The organism is Shewanella sp. HL-SH4, from assembly GCF_051164845.1.
In the GTDB taxonomy this organism is placed as follows: Bacteria; Pseudomonadota; Gammaproteobacteria; order Enterobacterales; family Shewanellaceae; genus Shewanella; species Shewanella glacialimarina.
Genome location: NZ_CP195037.1, coordinates 3,074,175 through 3,094,248, shown reverse-complemented (window position 1 = coordinate 3,094,248; position 20,074 = coordinate 3,074,175). Strand labels below are relative to the sequence as shown.

The 20,074-nt window shown below is 41.9% G+C and carries 17 protein-coding genes and 7 tRNA genes; 12 read left to right on the top strand and 12 right to left on the bottom strand.

Annotated elements, in window-relative coordinates:
- Positions 1 to 47: 47 nt before the first annotated feature.
- Positions 48 to 2,192 carry a M3 family metallopeptidase gene (locus ACRWQL_RS14530; protein WP_434950708.1) on the top strand — a complete coding sequence of 715 codons (2,145 nt, stop codon included), beginning with the start codon at positions 48 to 50 and terminating at the stop codon, positions 2,190 to 2,192.
- Positions 2,193 to 2,270: 78 nt separating this feature from the next.
- On the opposite strand, the gene ACRWQL_RS14525 is transcribed toward ACRWQL_RS14530, so the two are convergent.
- The 11 genes from ACRWQL_RS14525 to ACRWQL_RS14475 form a co-directional block, all read right to left on the bottom strand.
- A complete protein-coding gene (locus ACRWQL_RS14525) occupies positions 2,271 to 2,561 on the bottom strand; it encodes a YkgJ family cysteine cluster protein (RefSeq protein WP_226413751.1) in 291 nt (96 codons plus the stop codon).
- Positions 2,562 to 2,787: 226 nt separating this feature from the next.
- Positions 2,788 to 2,862: transfer RNA gene (locus ACRWQL_RS14520), tRNA-Gln, on the bottom strand.
- 38 nt (positions 2,863 to 2,900) lie between these two features.
- Positions 2,901 to 2,985 (bottom strand) — tRNA-Leu (locus ACRWQL_RS14515).
- A 90-nt stretch (positions 2,986 to 3,075) separates the two neighbouring features.
- A tRNA-Met gene (locus ACRWQL_RS14510) sits at positions 3,076 to 3,152 on the bottom strand.
- Between the two features lie 19 nt (positions 3,153 to 3,171).
- Positions 3,172 to 3,246: transfer RNA gene (locus tag ACRWQL_RS14505), tRNA-Gln, on the bottom strand.
- A gap of 52 nt (positions 3,247 to 3,298) precedes the next feature.
- A tRNA-Gln gene (locus ACRWQL_RS14500) sits at positions 3,299 to 3,373 on the bottom strand.
- A 47-nt stretch (positions 3,374 to 3,420) separates the two neighbouring features.
- Positions 3,421 to 3,505: transfer RNA gene (locus ACRWQL_RS14495), tRNA-Leu, on the bottom strand.
- 44 nt (positions 3,506 to 3,549) lie between these two features.
- Positions 3,550 to 3,626, bottom strand: a tRNA-Met gene (locus tag ACRWQL_RS14490).
- A gap of 328 nt (positions 3,627 to 3,954) precedes the next feature.
- Positions 3,955 to 5,046: a redox-regulated ATPase YchF gene (gene ychF, locus ACRWQL_RS14485; RefSeq protein ID WP_434926961.1), complete on the bottom strand. Its 1,092-nt coding sequence runs from the start codon at positions 5,044 to 5,046 to the stop codon at positions 3,955 to 3,957.
- A gap of 62 nt (positions 5,047 to 5,108) precedes the next feature.
- On the bottom strand, positions 5,109 to 5,696 hold the full coding sequence (gene pth / locus ACRWQL_RS14480; RefSeq protein ID WP_434926962.1) for an aminoacyl-tRNA hydrolase: 588 nt from the start codon (positions 5,694 to 5,696) through the stop codon (positions 5,109 to 5,111).
- A gap of 133 nt (positions 5,697 to 5,829) precedes the next feature.
- On the bottom strand, positions 5,830 to 7,104 hold the full coding sequence (locus ACRWQL_RS14475) for an FAD-dependent monooxygenase (RefSeq protein ID WP_434950706.1): 1,275 nt from the start codon (positions 7,102 to 7,104) through the stop codon (positions 5,830 to 5,832).
- Positions 7,105 to 7,501: 397 nt separating this feature from the next.
- Here ACRWQL_RS14475 and miaB point away from each other — a divergent pair, with 397 nt between their 5' ends.
- The 7 genes from miaB (at position 7,502) to ACRWQL_RS14440 (ending at position 14,378) form a co-directional block, all read left to right on the top strand.
- Positions 7,502 to 8,926 carry a tRNA (N6-isopentenyl adenosine(37)-C2)-methylthiotransferase MiaB gene (gene miaB, locus ACRWQL_RS14470; RefSeq protein WP_434926964.1) on the top strand — a complete coding sequence of 475 codons (1,425 nt, stop codon included), beginning with the start codon at positions 7,502 to 7,504 and terminating at the stop codon, positions 8,924 to 8,926.
- A gap of 147 nt (positions 8,927 to 9,073) precedes the next feature.
- Positions 9,074 to 10,144, top strand: a complete 1,071-nt coding sequence (locus ACRWQL_RS14465) for a PhoH family protein (RefSeq protein WP_434950704.1) — start codon at positions 9,074 to 9,076, stop codon at positions 10,142 to 10,144.
- On the top strand, positions 10,141 to 10,605 hold the full coding sequence (gene ybeY, locus ACRWQL_RS14460; protein WP_434926966.1) for an rRNA maturation RNase YbeY: 465 nt from the start codon (positions 10,141 to 10,143) through the stop codon (positions 10,603 to 10,605). Before ACRWQL_RS14465 ends, ybeY begins: the two co-directional genes overlap by 4 nt.
- Before the next feature lie 61 nt (positions 10,606 to 10,666).
- A complete protein-coding gene (corC, locus tag ACRWQL_RS14455; RefSeq protein WP_434931315.1) occupies positions 10,667 to 11,542 on the top strand; it encodes a CNNM family magnesium/cobalt transport protein CorC in 876 nt (291 codons plus the stop codon).
- A 201-nt stretch (positions 11,543 to 11,743) separates the two neighbouring features.
- On the top strand, positions 11,744 to 13,348 hold the full coding sequence (gene lnt / locus ACRWQL_RS14450) for an apolipoprotein N-acyltransferase (RefSeq protein WP_434950702.1): 1,605 nt from the start codon (positions 11,744 to 11,746) through the stop codon (positions 13,346 to 13,348).
- Positions 13,335 to 13,853 (top strand): type II secretion system protein, encoded by a 519-nt coding sequence (locus ACRWQL_RS14445; protein ID WP_434931313.1) that lies wholly within the window; start codon positions 13,335 to 13,337, stop codon positions 13,851 to 13,853. Before lnt ends, ACRWQL_RS14445 begins: the two co-directional genes overlap by 14 nt.
- Before the next feature lie 234 nt (positions 13,854 to 14,087).
- Positions 14,088 to 14,378, top strand: a complete 291-nt coding sequence (locus ACRWQL_RS14440) for a DUF6482 family protein (protein ID WP_434950700.1) — start codon at positions 14,088 to 14,090, stop codon at positions 14,376 to 14,378.
- 40 nt (positions 14,379 to 14,418) lie between these two features.
- Here the strand turns inward: ACRWQL_RS14440 and ACRWQL_RS14435 are convergent, their stop codons facing one another.
- Positions 14,419 to 14,919, bottom strand: coding sequence for a zinc ribbon-containing protein (locus ACRWQL_RS14435; RefSeq protein WP_434950698.1), 501 nt, complete (start codon positions 14,917 to 14,919; stop codon positions 14,419 to 14,421).
- Positions 14,920 to 15,057: 138 nt separating this feature from the next.
- Here ACRWQL_RS14435 and leuS point away from each other — a divergent pair, with 138 nt between their 5' ends.
- From leuS to nadD, 4 genes are all read left to right on the top strand, one after another.
- Positions 15,058 to 17,649: a leucine--tRNA ligase gene (gene leuS, locus ACRWQL_RS14430; RefSeq protein WP_434953393.1), complete on the top strand. Its 2,592-nt coding sequence runs from the start codon at positions 15,058 to 15,060 to the stop codon at positions 17,647 to 17,649.
- A gap of 156 nt (positions 17,650 to 17,805) precedes the next feature.
- On the top strand, positions 17,806 to 18,300 hold the full coding sequence (gene lptE / locus ACRWQL_RS14425) for an LPS assembly lipoprotein LptE (RefSeq protein ID WP_434940682.1): 495 nt from the start codon (positions 17,806 to 17,808) through the stop codon (positions 18,298 to 18,300).
- Complete coding sequence (gene holA / locus ACRWQL_RS14420) at positions 18,301 to 19,332, top strand: DNA polymerase III subunit delta (protein ID WP_434950696.1); 1,032 nt, start codon at positions 18,301 to 18,303, stop codon at positions 19,330 to 19,332. It abuts the gene before it with no gap.
- A 14-nt stretch (positions 19,333 to 19,346) separates the two neighbouring features.
- Complete coding sequence (gene nadD, locus ACRWQL_RS14415) at positions 19,347 to 20,000, top strand: nicotinate-nucleotide adenylyltransferase (protein ID WP_434950694.1); 654 nt, start codon at positions 19,347 to 19,349, stop codon at positions 19,998 to 20,000.
- Positions 20,001 to 20,074: the final 74 nt, after the last annotated feature.

Here is a 20,074-nt window from a genome sequence, read left to right as displayed (position 1 = left end):
TTGTCAGCACAAAAATAATAGGTATCATTTATTGAAGGTTTACTTATATGCGCAAGGCATTACTGGCAGTATCAATAGCAGCATCTTTGATGGCAACAGCTTGTTCAATCACTCATGATTCATCAACAACTCAAGCATCTTCCGCTAAAAATGTACAAATGCAAAACCCATTGTTAACCCCAAGTGCTCTACAATATCAAGCACCCGACTTTAGCATTATCAAAGATGCACATTTTCAGCCTGCCTTAGAGCAAGGCATTAAAGAACATTATCAGCAGGTTCTTAATATCGCGAACAATAGTGAAGCACCAAGCTTTAGCAATACTATTGTCGCATTAGAAACCAGTGGCGAATTACTGACTCGCACTTCGCAAATATTCTACAATCTAACCGGCTCCAATAGCAATCCAACCTTACTTGAAATTAAAGCCGAAATGGCGCCTGTTATGGCTGCGCACTCAGATAACATTCACCTGAATAGTGCTCTTTTTTCACGCATTGATAGCCTTTACCTGCAACGTAATGCACTCAACTTAACCGCCGAAGAGGTGCGCTTAATTGAGGTGTATCATCAGCGTTTTGTGCTTGCTGGCGCCAAGTTAACCGACCAACAAAAAGCAAAAATCCGTTTATTAAACGAAGAGCAATCAAACTTAATGAATGAGTTTAGCCAACGCTTACTGACACTAACCAAACAAAGTGCGGTAATAGTTGATTCTGTTGATGAGTTAGCTGGGTTATCGGACAGCAGTATTCGAGCAGCCCAAATGGACGCAGAGGCACAAGGTCATACGGGCAAATACTTAGTCAACATCACTAACACTACGCGCCAGCCTGTTCTAGCCAAACTTGAAAACCGTGAACTACGTGAGCGTATCTGGTTAGCATCAGCTAATCGTGGGCTAAGCGGCGAAAATGAAACCGCATCGTTAGTTTCACGTTTAGCACAACTTCGTGCCGAGCGAGCAGCGTTATTAGGTTTTAAAAGTTGGGCAGATTATCAATTATCGTCTCAAATGGCAGAAACACCTGAAGCGGTATACAGCATGTTTGGCTCTATGGTACCTGCCGTTATCGCTAATACTGAAAAAGAAGCTGCCGATATTCAAGCTATGATCAACAAAACCGGTGGTGACTTTATCCTGGCACCATGGGATTGGGAGTTTTACGCAGAAAAGGTGCGCAAGGAAAAATTTGATTTAGATTCAGCATCAATTAAACCGTATTTTGAATTTGAACGTGTGTTACAAGATGGGGTGTTTTTCACCCTTGAAAAACTTTATGGTGTGACCTTGAAGCCACGTCCAGACTTGCCTGTATATCATGAAGATGTCAAAGCTTATGAAATGTTTGATGTCGATGGTAGTTCAATCGCCATCTTTTATGCAGACTATTTTACCCGAGAAGGTAAAAGTGGTGGAGCATGGATGAGCTCATTCGTCGGCCAATCGACTTTGCTTGATACCAAGCCTGTGGTCGTTAATGTGATGAACATTAGAAAAGCCCCTGACGGTGAGCCAACATTTGTAAGCTACGATGAAGTAACGACAATGTTCCATGAAATGGGTCATGGCACCCATGGAATGTTCTCAAAGGTGAAATACCCAAGCTTAGCAGGCACTTCAGTATCTCGAGATTTTGTTGAGTTCCCATCAACATTTGAAGAAGACTGGGCTGCACATCCTGAAGTGTTAGCCAACTATGCAAAGCATTATCAAACCGGCGAGGTGATCCCAGAAGCCCTACTGCAAAAATTACTTAACGCACGTAGCTTTAACCAGGGATTCGACACATTGGAATACATGGCCGCAGCACTAGTGGATTTAGAATGGCATTCATTACCTGCTGATGCGCCACTGCAAGATGTTGTTACCTTTGAAGCCGCCGCACTCAAAAAGCATGGTGTTGATATTGCTGCGGTACCACCACGTTATAAATCAAGCTTCTTTGCGCATTCATTCCCTGGAGGCTATTCTGCTAGTTACTATGCTTATATGTGGAGTGAAATCTTAGCCGCTGACGCCTTTGCTTATGTACAAACTCAAGGTGGTCTAAACCGTGAAATAGGCATGAAGTATCGTAAAACTATTCGCGAGGTAGGTAATAGCGTCCCACCAATGGAAGCCTACCAATCCTTCAGAGGACAAGCACCGACTACAGATGCACTGCTTAAACGCCGTGGCTTAAATTAATCCCCATTAAAAACGACAATGCCGCTAACATTATATTAGCGGCATTTTTTTATCTCGATACTGGCTGATAAGTGAAGACTAACTTACCTCGGCCCTTTGAGTGACACACTCATATGAACCCATCTCAAATTCACGGCAAATCCAGGGACGATTTTCATAAATCGTGCACATCATAGTTTCTCTATCTAATGCTGAGCACCAGCCATCGTTTAAGCGCAACATGGTTTCGCCACCCCACTTATCGAAAGCGATATGTTTTTTTGGCACACCAGTGTCTGAAATGATCATCACTTCTAATCGGCAACAACAAGCTTGGCAGTTTGAGCAACTGACCTCTTGAATGGTGATATCTTTTATTTCAATATTCATCAATATCCTGAATGTCCCGAAAAGTAATACTGCATGATAGCAATAACAATTTAGCTTATCTAGACAGTGTTATATTAATGCTATTTGAATTGCTAGGAAGGTAATGAACACTAATGTAAGGGGTCTCATATCAATGCCAGTTCAGCTGATATGCACTTCAAACATGGTCTACTATTATGATGTTCCAAAAACGCAAAAACCTGTCATAAAGACAGGTTTTTATATATGGCTGGGGTACCAGGATTCGAACCTGGGGATGCCGAGATCAAAACCCGGTGCCTTACCACTTGGCGATACCCCAATATTTTTATAACGAATGAATTACTTTAGACAATTTGATGGTACGGGAAGAGAGACTTGAACTCTCACACCTTGCGGCACCAGAACCTAAATCTGGCGTGTCTACCAATTTCACCATTCCCGCATCAAACTTTTTACGAGTATACCCTAATTCATATTAGAATAAACTTTTGAAATTAACTTACTGATCTAGCTAACCATTCCATAAAAAATATGGTAGCAATGGCGGGACTTGAACCTGCGACCCCAGCATTATGAATGCTGTGCTCTAACCAGCTGAGCTACATTGCCACATTTTTATTACTAAAAATGGCTGGGGTACCAGGATTCGAACCTGGGGATGCCGAGATCAAAACCCGGTGCCTTACCACTTGGCGATACCCCAATAATCTGTTTAAGACTATGGTCAAACTAAAAACATTACGCTTACAATAAAATGGCTGGGGTACCAGGATTCGAACCTGGGGATGCCGAGATCAAAACCCGGTGCCTTACCACTTGGCGATACCCCAACTGAAACACTTTTGAAAAACCCGCACAAGCCAGCTTCTCTAATAAATGGTACGGGAAGAGAGACTTGAACTCTCACACCTTGCGGCACCAGAACCTAAATCTGGCGTGTCTACCAATTTCACCATTCCCGCACAACTGTTCTTGTTTTACATCTTGAACTCACTTTAAGTGAAGATGGTAGCAATAGCGGGACTTGAACCTGCGACCCCAGCATTATGAATGCTGTGCTCTAACCAGCTGAGCTATATTGCCACTACATTTTTCATCGCCCTCTTACTGAGGAACGGGGCGTATTATGCTTATTCAAGGTATCGAGGTCAACTGCTTTTTTTCGCTTATTTCATCATTCTTGTTTATTCGGCTATTACTTCACCAAACTGAATGTTCTTCCAACGAATTAGCGACCTAAAATGCTGTCATTTACATCACACGCCCAGATTTCAACCTAAACTAATACAGGCTTACTATTTTAGGTAAACGGATATTTTTACCTAGATTGATAATAATTATCCTTTTATGACAATTAATCCTACCAACTCCATGTTAAAAAATGCAACCGTTAACCCTAAAACAGTCAATATTACACGTTAAATAAGAAATGCATTACATCGCCGTCTTTAACCACGTATGTTTTACCTTCTACGCGTAATTTACCGGCATCTTTAGCGCCCGCTTCACCTTTGTAAGTGATAAAGTCATCATATGCCATAACCTGTGCACGAATAAAACCACGTTCAAAATCGGTGTGAATGACACCAGCAGCTTGTGGTGCAGTAGCCCCAACTGGCACTGTCCAGGCACGAACTTCTTTTACACCCGCAGTAAAGTAGGTTTGTAGATTCAATAATTCGTAACCAGCACGAATTACGCGATCCAAACCTGACTCTTCTAAACCAAGGTCAGCCATAAACTCTGCGCGGTCATCAGCTTCCATTTCGGCTAATTCAGATTCAATAGCGGCACATACTGGTACAACAATAGCATTCTCTGTTGCTGCAATAGCACGGACGACATCTAAATGCGGGTTATTTTCAAAACCATCGTCAGCAACGTTAGCGATATACATTGTTGGTTTAATGGTTAAGAAGTTAAGGTAAGCAACGGCTGCTAACTCTTCTTTAGTTAATGCCAACGAACGCAACATTTGGCCTTCGTTTAACACTGGACGCATTTTTTCAAGTACTGCTACTTCAAATTTTGCATCACCATCGCCGCCTTTAGCACGTTTGGCTTGACGAAAAATAGCACGTTCACATGCGTCTAAGTCTGCTAAAGCTAACTCAGTATTAATCACTTCAATATCACCAGCTGGGTCAATTTTGTTCGCTACGTGGACAATGTTCGGATCTTCAAAACAACGTACTACGTGACCGATTGCATCGGTTTCACGAATGTTAGCTAAAAACTTGTTACCTAAACCTTCACCTTTCGATGCACCAGCAACCAGGCCAGCGATATCGACGAACTCCATAGAAGTAGGCAAAATACGTTGAGGTTTGACAATAGCAGCTAACGCGTCAAGACGTGCGTCTGGTACCGGTACCACGCCCGTGTTTGGCTCAATAGTACAAAACGGAAAATTTGCCGCTTCAATACCCGCTTGTGTTAACGCATTAAACAGCGTTGATTTACCAACGTTTGGCAAACCAACTATGCCGCATTTAAAACCCATATGCATACCTTTATATGTAGAATTATCTTAATGATAATGACGTTCGAAATAGTATCGCCAAGCTATTCAGCTTTAAACGAATGTAGTCTGTTCATGGCTTTCACCATATCTTCTTTGTATAAAATATCTGTCGCGCGTACGGCTTCATCAATAGCCGCAACAATCAATTCTTGTTCGGTTGCAGGGGCTTTGCCCAATACATAGCCGCTGACTTTATTTTTATCACCAGGATGGCCGATACCTATCCGTAAACGATGAAAACCTTTATCGTTAGCCAGACTTGAAATAATGTCCTTTAAACCATTATGACCACCGTGTCCGCCGCCTAATTTAAATTTAGCAACACCGGGTGGCATGTCTAGCTCATCGTGGGCAACTAAAATCTCTTCTGGCAAAATACGAAAAAAATTCGCTAAAGCAGCAACTGATTTACCACTTAGATTCATAAAAGTCGTTGGAATTAATAAACGCACATCACGGTGGTTAATGGTCACTCTAGCTGATAATCCAAAATATTTACTCTCTGGGACCAGTGGCACATTAAAAATGCGTGCAAGCTCTTCGACATACCAAGCACCAGCGTTGTGGCGGGTTTGCGCATACTCAGCACCAGGGTTAGCTAACCCTACAATCAGTTTAATGTGGCTCATGACAACCTAAATATTGTTTGAATTACCCACAGCACATATTGCACTGCAGCTTTAAAACGCGGCATTTTAACACTCAATTTGGCTACCAACAAACACCGATTAACGAAAGCCATTTTAGCTTAAGATTTTTCAGTTACAGGCCAAGTGCATATTTGAGCACTTTTTGCTTAATAGGCCCGTCGATGTTAGCCAGTTTCAACATGCCATTTCGCAGGATTTTCAGAGGTAAAATATCATTACTAAATCCTGCATAAAAGGCATCCATCGCGGTCATCATCAATTGGTTATCGACATATCGGGCTTGTTGATAACGTTTTAACACGCAGTCATGCCACCACACGTCACCACTACCAATAGCACTGGCTACCTGTGTGATTAATATGTCGACGTCTTTAAATCCGATATTGACACCCTGCCCCGCTAAGGGATTAATGGTATGAGCAGCATCGCCCAGTATCACTAAGTTAGGCTCATAGTATCGTTGGGCATGACGACGTGTTAACGGAAAACTACCTTTAGCCTTTACAGTAAAGTGAGGATCTAGACGCGACGGAAAATTTTCTTTGATCTGTTCAGCTAGCTGGGCATCATTAAGCTGCATTAATTGTTTTATGCGTGCTGGCGAGTCGTACCAGACTAATGACGCATTATTGCCCGGCAAAGGCAGTAGGCTTCGGGGACCTTGGGGCGTAAACTGTTGCCATGTAACAAACTGCTGCGGGGCTTGAGTTTCAATATTAATCAGCATAGCCGATTGTGAGTAATCCCAACCGGTAAGGCCTATACCTGCCCATTGCCTTACTTGCGAGTTAGCCCCATCAGCACCGACTAAAAGATGAGTTGACAATATACTGCCATTATCAAGTTCAATCGTTATCGCATCTTGGGCAACATCTAACGACTCCCCCTTATCCAATGGCTTTATGCGTTCAAATTTAACCACTTTAGCGGGGCAAAAAAGCTCAACATTGGTTAAAGTTTCAATCTGTTGCCACAAACCCAGTTGAATCAACCTATTTTCAAAGAAGTAACCTAACAATGGCTCAGCCACTTGTTCAGCACTAAACTGGGTGACACAGCCTTCCATTTCCCATGTTTCAAGCCCAGTATAAGGTACATGGCGTAACGTCAGTAAATTCTCCATAACCCCTAGGCGCGACAGCAACTGCGCTGATGCAACACTTATAGCCGATACTCGCACATCTAAAGGCTGGCTGAGATCAAAGGCTTGTGGAGCCCGAGCCTCAATCACAGCAACCGATAATCCAAGCTGCCCAAGCCCAACAGCAACAGCAGCTCCCACCATGCCGCCGCCATTAATAACAACATCAAAATGGCGAGTGTGTGATTGATTGCCTGAATGCTCAGCTGTACTAAAAGGCTCTGATGTGGATTGATTCTGCGACATGCGACTTCCTTGGGTAAATAAACATCACTTAGTAGGTATAACAGTCTACACAAACTCAATGATTAACAAGTATTAGGTTAAGTTATCAAAATCGGTTCAATTATGCCCTATATCAATAAAGCACGGAAATACTGACGAGCGTTAATCGAAAACTTGAACAAAAAAATAGTCTTGGAAGCAAGTCACCAGTCAAACGATGTAGCAGTTTTTGGCGTGCTTAAACCGTAAACAACCTCTAAAAGGCGAGCATATTAAGATGCGATTAAGTCATTACCTAAAACAAGGGTATTGTCTCTGCCTGGGTAATATTAACGAAACTTGCACAAAGGCTAGCCACAAGGCCCGACAACAGGTAAAATATCGCGCTATTTTTACTATAGGTTACCGGCGAGCAGTGATGAGTAAAAAACTTCATATTAAAACCTGGGGCTGTCAAATGAATGAGTATGACTCATCTAAGATGGCCGATTTATTAGACGAATATCAAGGCTATACCTTGACGGAAGATCCAAGTGAAGCAGATATATTACTGCTTAATACTTGTTCTATTCGCGAAAAAGCGCAGGAGAAGGTTTTCCATCAATTAGGCAGATGGAAAACCTTGAAAGATAAAAACCCGAATTTAATTATCGGCGTGGGCGGCTGCGTGGCTTCCCAAGAAGGTAAAGCCATTAAAGATCGCGCTCAATGCGTGGATATTATTTTTGGCCCACAAACCTTACATCGCCTTCCCGACATGATTGATCAAATTCAACGTGGTGAGAAAGCGGTTATCGATATCAGTTTTCCTGAAATTGAAAAATTTGACCGTTTACCCGAGCCTCGCGCTGATGGTCCAACGGCTTTCGTGTCAATTATGGAAGGATGTAGCAAGTATTGTTCATTCTGCGTGGTGCCATACACCCGTGGCGAAGAAGTCAGTCGTCCTGTCGATGATGTCATTCTAGAAATTGCGCAATTAGCTGAACAAGGCGTACGTGAAGTTAACCTTTTAGGCCAAAACGTTAACGCGTTTCGTGGTGCAACCCATGACGACCAAATTTGTACCTTTGCTGAGTTACTGCGCTTAGTCGCCAGTATTGATGGTATTGATCGTATTCGTTTTACGACAAGCCATCCTATTGAGTTCACCCAAGATATTATTGATGTTTATCAAGATACGCCTGAATTAGTTAGCTTTCTTCATTTACCGGTGCAATCAGGATCTGATCGCATCTTAACTCAAATGAAGCGCGGCCACATGGCAATCGAATATAAGTCTATTATTCGTCGCTTACGTAAAGCCCGCCCTGATATTCATATCAGCTCAGACTTTATTATTGGCTTCCCTGGTGAGACAGAACAAGACTTCGAAGACACGATGAAGTTAATTGAAGATGTGAGTTTCGATCACAGCTTTAGTTTTATTTATAGTGCTCGTCCAGGTACACCTGCTGCAGATTTGCCAGACAACGTATCAGATGAAGAGAAAAAACAGCGTCTCGCTATTTTACAAGACCGTATCACCCAGCAAGCCATGCGCTATAGCCGTCAAATGTTAGGCACAGTGCAACGGGTATTAGTCGAAGGCCCGTCAGTTAAAAACCCAATGGAATTACGTGGTCGTACTGAAAACAATCGTGTGGTTAACTTTGAAGCGCCACATTCAAGCATTGGTGGTTTTGTCGATGTCGAGATTGTTGATGTTTACACTAACTCTTTACGCGGTAAATTTGTTCGCGGTGAAGCTGAAATGGACTTACGCAGAAACCTACGCCCTGCTGAAATTTTAGCTAAGCATAAGCTAGATGATGAAATAGGTGTGACCCAATTTAAACCTTAAGTCAGGTTTAAGCGTATCAAGATAAAATAAAAGGTGGCTGGTCCACCTTTTATTTTTTGTTTCTATTTATGCAGGACGCTAGAATTAATTCCAGTACCTACGTACACTGTTTTTAAATGATCAGCACAGCAATTAACGGAGCCTTATTTGTCGACTAAAGTGACTACCATGAATTTGTATCTGGAACCCTCAGATACACGCCGTTTAACTTCATTATGCGGCCCATTTGACGATAATATTAAACAGTTAGAGCGCCGTTTGGGTGTTGAGATTATTCATAAAAATAATCACTTCACTATTGTTGGTCTACCGCGTAATGCCTTTAACGCTAATAATATTCTCAAGCAACTCTATATTGAAACTCAAACCGTAAAAGGTAGTACCCCTGACTTAGAGCCTGACAGGGTGCACTTGGCTATCCAAGAAGCAGTCGCACTAGAGGCCGATGATGGCCTGAATGATTCTGGTATTAGTATCAAAACTAAACGCGGTGTCATCAAGCCTCGTACCCCAAATCAAAGCGTGTATATGCATAACATTACTCGCCATGATATTAGCTTTGGTGTTGGACCAGCCGGTACAGGTAAAACATATTTAGCAGTAGCTGCAGCTGTGGATGCTTATGAGCGTCAAGAAGTGCGCCGTATTTTACTCACCCGCCCCGCGGTTGAAGCTGGTGAAAAACTGGGTTTTTTACCCGGTGACTTAAGTCAAAAAGTCGACCCTTATCTGCGCCCACTTTACGATGCATTATTTGAAATGATGGGCTTTGAGAAAGTAGAAAAACTGATTGAGCGTAGCGTAATTGAAGTTGCACCCTTAGCCTACATGCGTGGTCGCACATTAAACGATGCCTTTATTATTTTGGATGAAAGCCAAAATACTACGGTAGAGCAAATGAAAATGTTCTTAACCCGTATTGGTTTTAATTCTCGTGCGGTGATCACTGGCGATATCACTCAATCAGATTTACCCCGAGGTCAAAAGTCTGGCCTACGTCATGCAATAGAAGTATTAAGTGAAGTGCCTGAAATCAGCTTTAACTTTTTTATGGCTCAAGATGTTGTTCGTCATCCGATTGTTGCCAGCATAGTTGAAGCCTATGAAGCATTCGAGCAAAAAGAGCAGCTTGAGAAAGCGGCTAGAGAAAAAGCTTACCAAGAGCGGGAACAAAAACGGCAACTTGCAGCCCAAGAAAGTGTGAGCATGACGAAATGAGCAAGATCAATTTAGATTTAGATCTGCAAATTGCGGTTGAAGCAAACAATTTGCCCACTCAAGCGCAGTTTGAATCATGGGTACGCATCGCTGTGGGTCAAACAATGCCTGCAGTAGAGCTGACCATCCGTCTTGTGGAAGTGAGCGAAAGTCAGCATTTAAATCATACATACCGTGGCAAAGACAAACCAACTAACGTATTGTCTTTTCCATTTGAAGCGCCTGCTGAAATTGATTTGCCACTATTGGGTGATTTAATCATCTGTGTAGATGTGGTAGAAAAAGAAGCACAACAGCAAGATAAATCCCTAGAAGCCCACTGGGCTCATATGGTGATACATGGCTGCTTGCATTTACTAGGTTATGACCATATTATCGATGAAGAAGCTGAGGAAATGGAATCTTTAGAGACCCAACTCCTTGAACATTTAGGTTTTACAGACCCCTATAAGGAAGCATAAATAAATAGATTTTCAGGCACAAGATAACATCGATGCCCAATTATCTATTTAGTTAAATATTATGAGTGACGATATCCCCCCGAGTACAAACGCCTATAAGAAAAGTTGGTTCGATAAATTTAACCAATTATTCCAGGGCGAACCTCAAAATCGCGAAGACTTAGTAGACGTGATAGATGGCGCAGAGCTGCGCGACTTAATCACTGAAGACACCCGCGAAATGATTAAAGGTGTGTTAGAGGTCTCTGACCTACGCGTGCGAGACATTATGATCCCACGCTCACAAATTGTTACTCTGCAAATTGATTCTACGGTAGATGAGCTTCTTGAAACCGTTATTGCATCTGCTCACTCTCGTTTCCCTGTTGTAAATGAAGATAAAGACCATATTGAAGGTATCTTGTTAGCCAAAGATTTGCTTAAATATGGTTTCAAAAATTCAGATGTGCCTTTCACATTATCTCAAGTTATCCGCCCTGCGGTAGTTGTACCTGAAAGTAAGCGGGTTGATGTGTTACTCAAAGAGTTCCGCTCACAGCGCTACCATATGGCAATCGTTGTCGATGAATATGGCGGCGTATCAGGCCTTGTGACCATTGAAGATATTCTTGAAGAAATTGTTGGCGAAATTGAAGATGAATTTGATCACAGTTCAGTGGAAGACACTGAGGTGAAAAAAATCAGTAATACGGTATTCATTGTTAAAGCATTAACTGAAATTGATGATTTCAACGAAGCCTGTGGTACCCACTTCAGCGATGAAGAGTTTGACACCGTTGGCGGATTAGTTTCGCACGCTTTTGGTCACTTACCAGAGCGAAACGAAACCATTATGATTGATAATATTGAATTTAAAGTGACTAATGCTGACACTCGCCGTTTGATCCAATTAAGGGTAAAACTGCCTGACTCTGACAGTATTAACGACGATAACTAATTTTATTAATTAAAAATCTAACACCAATAAAGCAGCTTTAATGTTAATTAAGCTGCTTTTTTATTTTATCCATTTTAAAATCCGCTGTCGTAGCAAGTTAATGGCTTTATAGCCTAATGGCTCATGGCATAATACGCATCTACATGATGCCACTTAACCCCAAACTGCATTGTTAAAATAAAGCGATCAATAAGGCGAGTTGTGTTTAAAAAATTATTACCTCAAAGCCAATTAAGTTTAATCACCTTAATCAGTGCGTTTGCTGCTGGTGCAAGTACCTCTTTATCTTTTGCACCCTATAATGTTTGGCCACTTATGCCGTTGGCACTGGCTTTTGCATTATGGCAAAGTCAGCAGTTAATCGGCAAACATGCCTTTCGCTATTGGCTTAGCTTCGGTTTTGGTACCTTTGCCGTCGGGATCAGCTGGGTGCACGTCAGCATGGCCACGTTTGGTGGGCTGCCCTTAATAGTTTCATTAGCATTAATGGCTATTTTGTCGCTCTATCTTGGGCTTTATCCAGCATTAGCGGGTTACTTACTCAATACCATTATTCGCCCACAGTCGGCATCTAGCCATTATGGTTTGCTGGTATTTAAATATTTAGGCTTGTTTCCAGCGTTATGGATACTCACAGAGTGGCTTCGCGGCTGGGTATTAACCGGTTTTCCATGGCTATGGATTGGCTATAGTCAAACCAATGGGCCATTAAGTGAATTAGCCAGTATTATTGGGGCACTTGGAATCAGCTTTGTGCTGGCGATAATCGCTGGCGCTGTCATGCTAGCAACACAAAAACGTGTATTACCTGTTCTAACAGTCTTATCTGTTGTGATTATTGCCGCAATCATCACGCCACATATTAACCCAATAACCCCAAGTGGAAAATCAGTCAAGGTAGCATTAGTACAGGGTAATATCGCCCAAAGCATGAAGTGGGAGCCGGATGCATTATGGCCAACCATGCTCAAATTTATGGATTTAACTCGCAATCATTTTGACGAAAAATCGAGTGTTGATATTGTGATTTGGCCTGAAGCCGCAATCCCCGCACCAGAAGCCATGGTTGAAGATTTCTTAGTTAATGCTAACCAAGTAGCTAACTTAAACAACACTGCCATTATTACCGGTATAATTAGTCGAGAAGAACAGAGTTTTTATAACTCTTTAATCGTCTTAGGCAATCATCACAGCAAGCAACAACCTAGTGCTGACTATCAAATTAACGGTGATAATGAATTCAGAAAACATCATTTATTGCCTATAGGGGAGTTTGTCCCTTTGGCAGAATTATTAAGACCATTAGCGCCTTTTTTCAATCTGCCAATGAGCTCTTTTCAACGGGGTGATTTTATTCAACCAAACTTATCTGCTGCAGGATATAAAGTGGCTCCGGCAATTTGTTATGAAATTGTTTTTCCAGAACAGGTCAGAGCCAATACTCAAACCGATACTGACTTTATACTTACTGTGTCAAATGATGCTTGGTTTGGTACCTCAAATGGTCCATTGCAGCATATGGAAATTGCGCAAATGCGTGCAATTGAAATGGGTAAACCTTTACTCAGGGCAACCAATAATGGCGTCACTGCTGTGGTTGACCCTTACGGTAAAATTGTCGACATCCTGCCTCAATTTGAAACAGCTGTATTGATTAATGACGTTGCGCTTTATCAAGGTGAAACTTGGTTCAAACGTATTGGACAAACACCATTACTGACTCTTTGCTGGTTATTGTTATTATTCGCACTGTGGTTAAGATATCGAGGATTAACACATCAAGACAGCAAAGATGTCACTGAATAGAATCGCGACAGGAGCGCCCCCATCTCTTAAACAGGGCTTTACGTTAATTGAGTTGGTAGTGGTGATTTTAATTTTAGCTATTTTAGCCGTTGTCGCATTACCAAAATTTATTAATTTAGGATCAGATGCCCGAGCCAGTACCCTATCGGGCTTATCCTCAGCGGTGAAAACCGCCAACACTCTTGTGTATGCCAAATCGAAACTTCCTAGCCTACAAGTTCAGCCTGTCAGCGGTCGAGCTGATTTAATCGATATCGATTTAGAGGGTGACGGTATTTTTGAAACCCGCTTAAAATGGGGCTATTTGGATAATACTGACATTGAGAAATGGATTAGCCTTGATAGTCGCTTGAGCATTCAATATCAGGGCATAGCCAACACCTATATAGGTTATGACATAGATAAAAATGGTCAAGTCATTAATGATAACTGTTACTTCCGCTATACCCAGGCAGCCAATGCTGATACTCCCCCTTTATATTCTGTACAATTAAGCGGCTGCTAAAAAGCTATAACGTTACACAATACGGCTATTGAATATTCCTGTTGAAGATTGTGTTGAAGAATGCTGTTAAACATTGCTATTAAAAATTTACAAAAATATTGCAGCTTAACATTACAAAAACTCACTCTATAGATTTTCCCATCCATATTATGGTGTTTTTTTATTCACAATAATGAACCTAAAAACTCGCCCCTGCGTATAGTTAACAATTATGAAACATTATGGGGTGTAAAAATGCAACTTTCAGAAATAAAAAATGCTATCGAACTACAACCATTACAGCCAACCATCATCAGCTATGCTGACTCGAACCATTATCTGTTAGGTGTTAAAGATAGCAGTGGTAACTTTCGCAGTGCACGCAGTAAAGATGGAAAATGGCTAAGCCTTAATTCAATTAAAGAAGCAGAAGAACTGCTTAAACTGCAAGGGATCCGTTACGCCATTATAGAAATCCAAACCGCATATGATGAAATGATTGGTAATAGTAGCTCCAGTAATTGTCAATATAGGGTTAATTTTTAAAACGACAGTCGATACTCGACTGTCATTAGAAAATCAACACTTAAGGCGACAAGGGTTCTCGAGAGAACGTATCGTGGTCACAGTTAGGACAATCTGGTATCACGCCAGGAAAGTCGATTGTCATTTGATGGTTGCAGTTGTCACAGGTCAATACGCCTTGGTTAATAATCTCTCCAGATTTATAGCAACCATGATGCTTAAAATCTTGCTGTAATTCGTGCCATTGCACCTGGCTTCTGTCAGTTATGCTACTTAACCATTGCCATAAGGTATTTTCAAATGCAATTGCTGTTGGGCTATAACTAATATCGTCGGCATTTTCCTCTTTTAAAAAGCTGGCAATATCACGCTTTAAAAATTCTTCTACCAAAGCCAGCTCTTGTTCATCGGCTGTAGATTTGAGCTGTAAATAGTTTTTTCCTTTAGTAATAGATTTAAACAAACTTTTAGCAGTCAATGAGTTATCCTGCTCAAACTGCTGTTTCACTTGGTCAATTAATGCCTGATATAAGGCCAATAATGCTGTACTTCTTCCACTCATATTAAATACTCCTTAAGACGAACCTTTTTAAAGCATCACTTCTAGTTTATTCTATGTAGTTATTCATCAGGCGAATGCGCGTTAGATCATACAATACGCGCAAATCCAACAGTGGGCGGCATGGCCGAAAATAGATTGATGCAAGAACAATATAATCCTTTAGAAATTGAAGCCTTAGTGCAAAAGCACTGGCAAGACCAAAAAACCTTCGAAGTGACTGAAGATGAGACTAAAGAGAAGTTTTACTGCCTCTCTATGTTCCCTTATCCGTCAGGTCGCCTTCACATGGGACACGTCCGTAACTACACCATAGGTGATGTTGTCGCTCGTTACCAACGTTTGCAAGGAAAAAATGTTCTGCAGCCTATTGGTTGGGATTCTTTCGGCCTGCCTGCGGAAAATGCAGCGATTAATAATAAAACCTCGCCAGCTCCATGGACCTATGAAAATATTGAGTACATGAAGAACCAGCTCAAATTATTAGGTTTTGGTTATGACTGGGGTCGTGAAATTGCCACATGTACCCCTGAGTACTATCGCTGGGAACAGTGGTTTTTCACTAAGCTGTATGAAAAAGGTTTAGTGTACAAAAAAACCTCATCAGTAAACTGGTGTCCAAATGACGAAACCGTACTGGCAAACGAGCAAGTACAAGACGGTTGTTGTTGGCGCTGTGACACTGAAGTCGTGCAAAAAGAAATTCCACAGTGGTTTATTAAAATCACTGACTACGCAGAAGAATTATTAAACGATATCGATACGCTTGATGGTTGGCCTGAGCAAGTTAAAGCTATGCAACGTAACTGGATTGGCCGCAGTGAAGGGATTGAAATGACCTTCCAGGTGGAAAATAGCCAGCAAAGTTTCGATATTTATACCACTCGCCCAGATACTGTAATGGGTGTGACTTATGTGGCTATTGCTGCAGGTCATCCTTTAGCTGTTCAAGCCGCTGTGAATAACCCAGCTTTAGCAGAGTTCATTGAAGAATGTAAAAATGCTGACACCACTGAAGCCGCTATGGCTTCAATGGAGAAAAAAGGTGTGGCAACAGGCTTAAACGCTGTGCATCCAATCAGTGGCAAACTTGTGCCTATTTGGGTCGCTAACTTTGTGTTAATGAACTACGGCACTGGTGCAGTCATGTCAGTTCCAGCACATGATCAGCGTGATTATGAATTTGCTAAAAAGTTTGGTTTAGCTATTGAAGCGGTTATTAAACCTGTTGATGGCGACGTTGATATCAGTAAAGAAGCCTTCACTGAAAAAGGTGTCGTGTTTAATTCTGGCGCGTCTTTCCCAGCACTTGACGGCTTAGATTTTAAAGCGGCTTTTGAAGCTATTAACGCCAAGCTAAGCGCTGAAGGCAAAGGTAAACTCCAAGTTAACTTCCGCTTACGTGACTGGGGTGTTTCTCGCCAACGTTACTGGGGTGCTCCTATCCCAATGGTGACCTTGGAAGATGGCACAGTTATGCCAACACCAGAAGATCAACTGCCAGTTATTCTGCCAGAAGATGTGGTGATGGACGGTATTCAAAGTCCAATTAAAGCAGATAAAGCCTGGGCTGAAACCACCATTAATGGTCAAACTGCCTGGCGTGAAACCGATACCTTTGACACCTTTATGGAGTCATCTTGGTATTATGCTCGCTACTGTAGCCCGCATGCAGATCAAATGCTTGACCCAGCCAAAGCTAACTACTGGCTGCCGGTAGATCAATATATTGGTGGTATTGAGCATGCGTGTATGCACCTATTGTATTTCCGCTTTTTCCATAAGCTGTTGCGCGATATGGGCTTGGTTAACTCGAACGAGCCAGCTAAGCAATTGCTGACTCAAGGTATGGTATTAGCTGACGCTTACTACTACAACAACGAGAAAGGCGCCCGAGTATGGGTATCGCCGCTTGATGTTGCTGAACTTGAAAAAGACGACAAAGGTCGCGTCATCAAAGCTATCGACAAAGACGGTAACGAGTTGGTTTACACCGGCATGAGCAAAATGTCGAAGTCAAAAAACAATGGTATCGATCCACAAGTCATGGTTGAAAAGTACGGTGCTGATACCGTCCGTTTATTCATGATGTTCGCTTCACCTCCAGAATTGACCCTCGAATGGCAAGAATCTGGCGTAGAAGGTGCACACCGCTTTATCAAGCGTTTTTGGAAACTGGCCAGTGATCATATCGCAGCCGGGACAACAGAAGCGTTAGATGTTAAAGCACTGAGCGGCAGCCAAAAGGCACTGCGCCGTGAACTGCATAAAACCATTGCTAAAGTCAGTGATGATATTGGTCGTCGTCAAATGTTCAATACCGCTGTTGCAGCCGTTATGGAATTGATGAATCATCTATTAAAAGCGCCACAAGAGTCCGCTCAAGATCGCGCATTAATGGCTGAAGCTTTATCCGCAGTCACACGTTTATTGTACCCAATCGTGCCGCACATCAGTTTTAATCTATGGAAAGAGCTTGGCAATAGCAGCGATATCGAAGATAGCCGCTGGCCAGAAGTTGATGAGTCAGCCCTTGTTGAAGACAGCAAACTGATTATTGTGCAAATTAACGGTAAGTTACGTGCAAAAATCACTGTCGCAGCAGATGCAACTCAAGAACAAGTTCAAGCACTCGCGATGGAAGATGAGCATGTACAAAAACACTCTGAAGGACTGACTGTCCGTAAAGTGATTTATGTACCGGGTAAATTGCTTAATATTGTTGCTAACTAGTATGTTGTTGCCAGTCTAACCTTGGCAAATAACAGGTAGGGTAAAGTCTACCAAACACTAATGAGTAACTTGCCCATCTTATGATAACCAGCATAAGATGGGCATTCATTATTACCGCCATGGTTGCCATGGATATAAAGGATGTCGATAACACTTATGTTGGTAAAACGTATTGGCTTAGCGTTACTCTTTTTTGTGCTAATTGCCACCGCAGGTTGTGGCTTTAAATTACAGCGCAGTTACTCGATTCCGGTTGAATTACAACAATTACACCTCAGTAGTAGTGACCAATATAGCGAACTAACCCGCTTAGTGGGCGACAGGCTACGTATTAATCGGGTCACACTGGTAGCAGCTGCAGAAGATACGCCTACGCTAAGACTTGTCAGTGATTCATTAGAGCGTGCAACCCTCTCCCTCTACCCTACGGGCAATGTCGCTGAGTATGAGTTAATTTACTTGGTCAACTATACCGTGATGTTACCAGAGCAAGAACCAACAGAATTCCAAGCTGAAATACGACGAGACTACCAGGACGATCCCCGTACCGCGTTAGCTAAAAGCCGCGAAATGGAAATATTAACCCGTGAGATGCGTGCCCAAGCCGCCGACAGCATTATTCAAACACTTGCTTCAATCGGTAGTGAATAAATGCGGGTTTATCCAGACCAGCTAAAAACTCATCTGCAGAAACTTCCCCAAGTGTGTTTATTATTTGGTGATGATTTATGGTTGATTGAAGACAGTAAAAGACAAATTATTGCCGCCGCCAAAAAACAAGGCTTTGATGAGCGCGTACAGCTTAGTCAAGAAACTGGTTTTAACTGGGGTGAGTTAATTCAAGAATGGCAATCGATGAGCTTGTTTGCCAGTAGAAGAATTATCGAACTTAATTTACCTAATGGTAAGCCTGGTACTGACGGTGCTAATGCGTTCCAAATATTATTACAACAACTAAATCCAGATATTCTGTTAATCATTCAAGGTCCCAAAGCAGGCGTTGAACAAACTAACAGCAAGTGGTTTAAGTCACTAGATAGCCAGGGATTATATATTCCTTGTGCCACCCCTGAAGGTAAACAGTTTGAGCGCTGGTTAGACAATCGCATCCAGCAGCATAAATTAACTATACATCATGACGCCAAAGCAATGATGTTTAATTTGTTTGAAGGTAATTTACTCGCCGCCGAACAAGCGATGCAAATTTTGCAACTGGTCAGCCCAAATGACAACATTACCCCAGAGCAACTGACTGACTATTTTGAAGACCAATCACGCTTCAGTGTGTTCCAGCTTACCGACGCTATTTTGATTAATCATCAAAAGCAAGCTCAGCATATGTTGGCACAGCTGCAAGGTGAAGGTACAGCCATGCCTATTTTAATGTGGGCAATTTTTAAAGAAATAACCCTATTACTTAATTTGAAACTCGCCCAATTACAGGGTGAGCAACTCAGTCAATTGTGGGGTAAATATCGAATTTGGGATAAACGAAAACCCCTTTATCAAGCTGCATTAACGCGTTTAGAGCTTCACCATATTGAACATATGTTGGGTTTGGCATCAACATTAGAGCTCAACCTTAAACAGCATGGTATTGAAGATTGGGTGGGTATGAGCCATTTGTGTATTCTTTTTGATCCGCGGGCACACAATCGTTTAGCCCATATAGAATTAAGCTAGACCTAGGATTAAACATGCGAATAGGTATTTTAGGCGGCACCTTCGACCCTATCCATTTAGGCCATATTCGCCCTGCACTAGAAGTGAAACAGCAATTACACTTGGACAAAGTGTGGCTGATGCCAAATCATATTCCGCCCCATAAGCAATCCACTAATGTTAGCAGCAAACACCGACTTGCCATGGTAGAAGATGTTTGCCAGCAATTCAGTGATCTTGAGGTCTGTGACATTGAAATTAACCGTGATAGCCCTTCATATACTGTCGTGAGCCTACAGAATTTACAGCACACTTATCCGCAGCATCAGTTTTATTTTATTATGGGAATGGATTCATTTTTACACTTACCTAGCTGGCATCTATGGCAAACATTATTTAATCATTGCCATATCGTGCTATGCCAACGTCCAGGCTGGCAACTTGACACCTGTAATTCAATGCAGCAAGTACTTGATAGCAAATCAATTAACCATGTCGATTATGTACAACAATTAATATCTCATCAAACACCACCTACACATGGTGCAGTCATTCCAGTCGCTATCGCTTTACAGAATATTTCTTCAACCGATGTACGTCACAAGCTACACAACAATCAGCCAGTCAATGAACTTATTATGCCTTCTACGCTTAGCTATATTCAGCAACATAAGTTATACCTTTGTTAAATAACCAATCACCAAAACAAATCTAAATAGGATTAAAGCTGTTTGTCGCGCCCTGATTGCAATATGGATCAGCA

Excerpts from the sequence above, each read along its gene's own strand:
- ACRWQL_RS14530 (WP_434950708.1), top strand. The coding sequence starts at position 48 with ATGCGCAAGGCATTACTGGCAGTATCAATAGCAGCATCTTTGATGGCA.
- ACRWQL_RS14525 (WP_226413751.1), bottom strand. The coding sequence starts at position 2,561 with ATGAATATTGAAATAAAAGATATCACCATTCAAGAGGTCAGTTGCTCA.
- ychF (WP_434926961.1), bottom strand. The coding sequence starts at position 5,046 with ATGGGTTTTAAATGCGGCATAGTTGGTTTGCCAAACGTTGGTAAATCA.
- pth (WP_434926962.1), bottom strand. The coding sequence starts at position 5,696 with ATGAGCCACATTAAACTGATTGTAGGGTTAGCTAACCCTGGTGCTGAG.
- ACRWQL_RS14475 (WP_434950706.1), bottom strand. The coding sequence starts at position 7,104 with ATGTCGCAGAATCAATCCACATCAGAGCCTTTTAGTACAGCTGAGCAT.
- miaB (WP_434926964.1), top strand. The coding sequence starts at position 7,502 with ATGAGTAAAAAACTTCATATTAAAACCTGGGGCTGTCAAATGAATGAG.
- ybeY (WP_434926966.1), top strand. The coding sequence starts at position 10,141 with ATGAGCAAGATCAATTTAGATTTAGATCTGCAAATTGCGGTTGAAGCA.
- corC (WP_434931315.1), top strand. The coding sequence starts at position 10,667 with ATGAGTGACGATATCCCCCCGAGTACAAACGCCTATAAGAAAAGTTGG.
- ACRWQL_RS14445 (WP_434931313.1), top strand. The coding sequence starts at position 13,335 with ATGTCACTGAATAGAATCGCGACAGGAGCGCCCCCATCTCTTAAACAG.
- ACRWQL_RS14440 (WP_434950700.1), top strand. The coding sequence starts at position 14,088 with ATGCAACTTTCAGAAATAAAAAATGCTATCGAACTACAACCATTACAG.
- ACRWQL_RS14435 (WP_434950698.1), bottom strand. The coding sequence starts at position 14,919 with ATGAGTGGAAGAAGTACAGCATTATTGGCCTTATATCAGGCATTAATT.
- leuS (WP_434953393.1), top strand. The coding sequence starts at position 15,058 with ATGCAAGAACAATATAATCCTTTAGAAATTGAAGCCTTAGTGCAAAAG.
- lptE (WP_434940682.1), top strand. The coding sequence starts at position 17,806 with ATGTTGGTAAAACGTATTGGCTTAGCGTTACTCTTTTTTGTGCTAATT.
- holA (WP_434950696.1), top strand. The coding sequence starts at position 18,301 with ATGCGGGTTTATCCAGACCAGCTAAAAACTCATCTGCAGAAACTTCCC.
- nadD (WP_434950694.1), top strand. The coding sequence starts at position 19,347 with ATGCGAATAGGTATTTTAGGCGGCACCTTCGACCCTATCCATTTAGGC.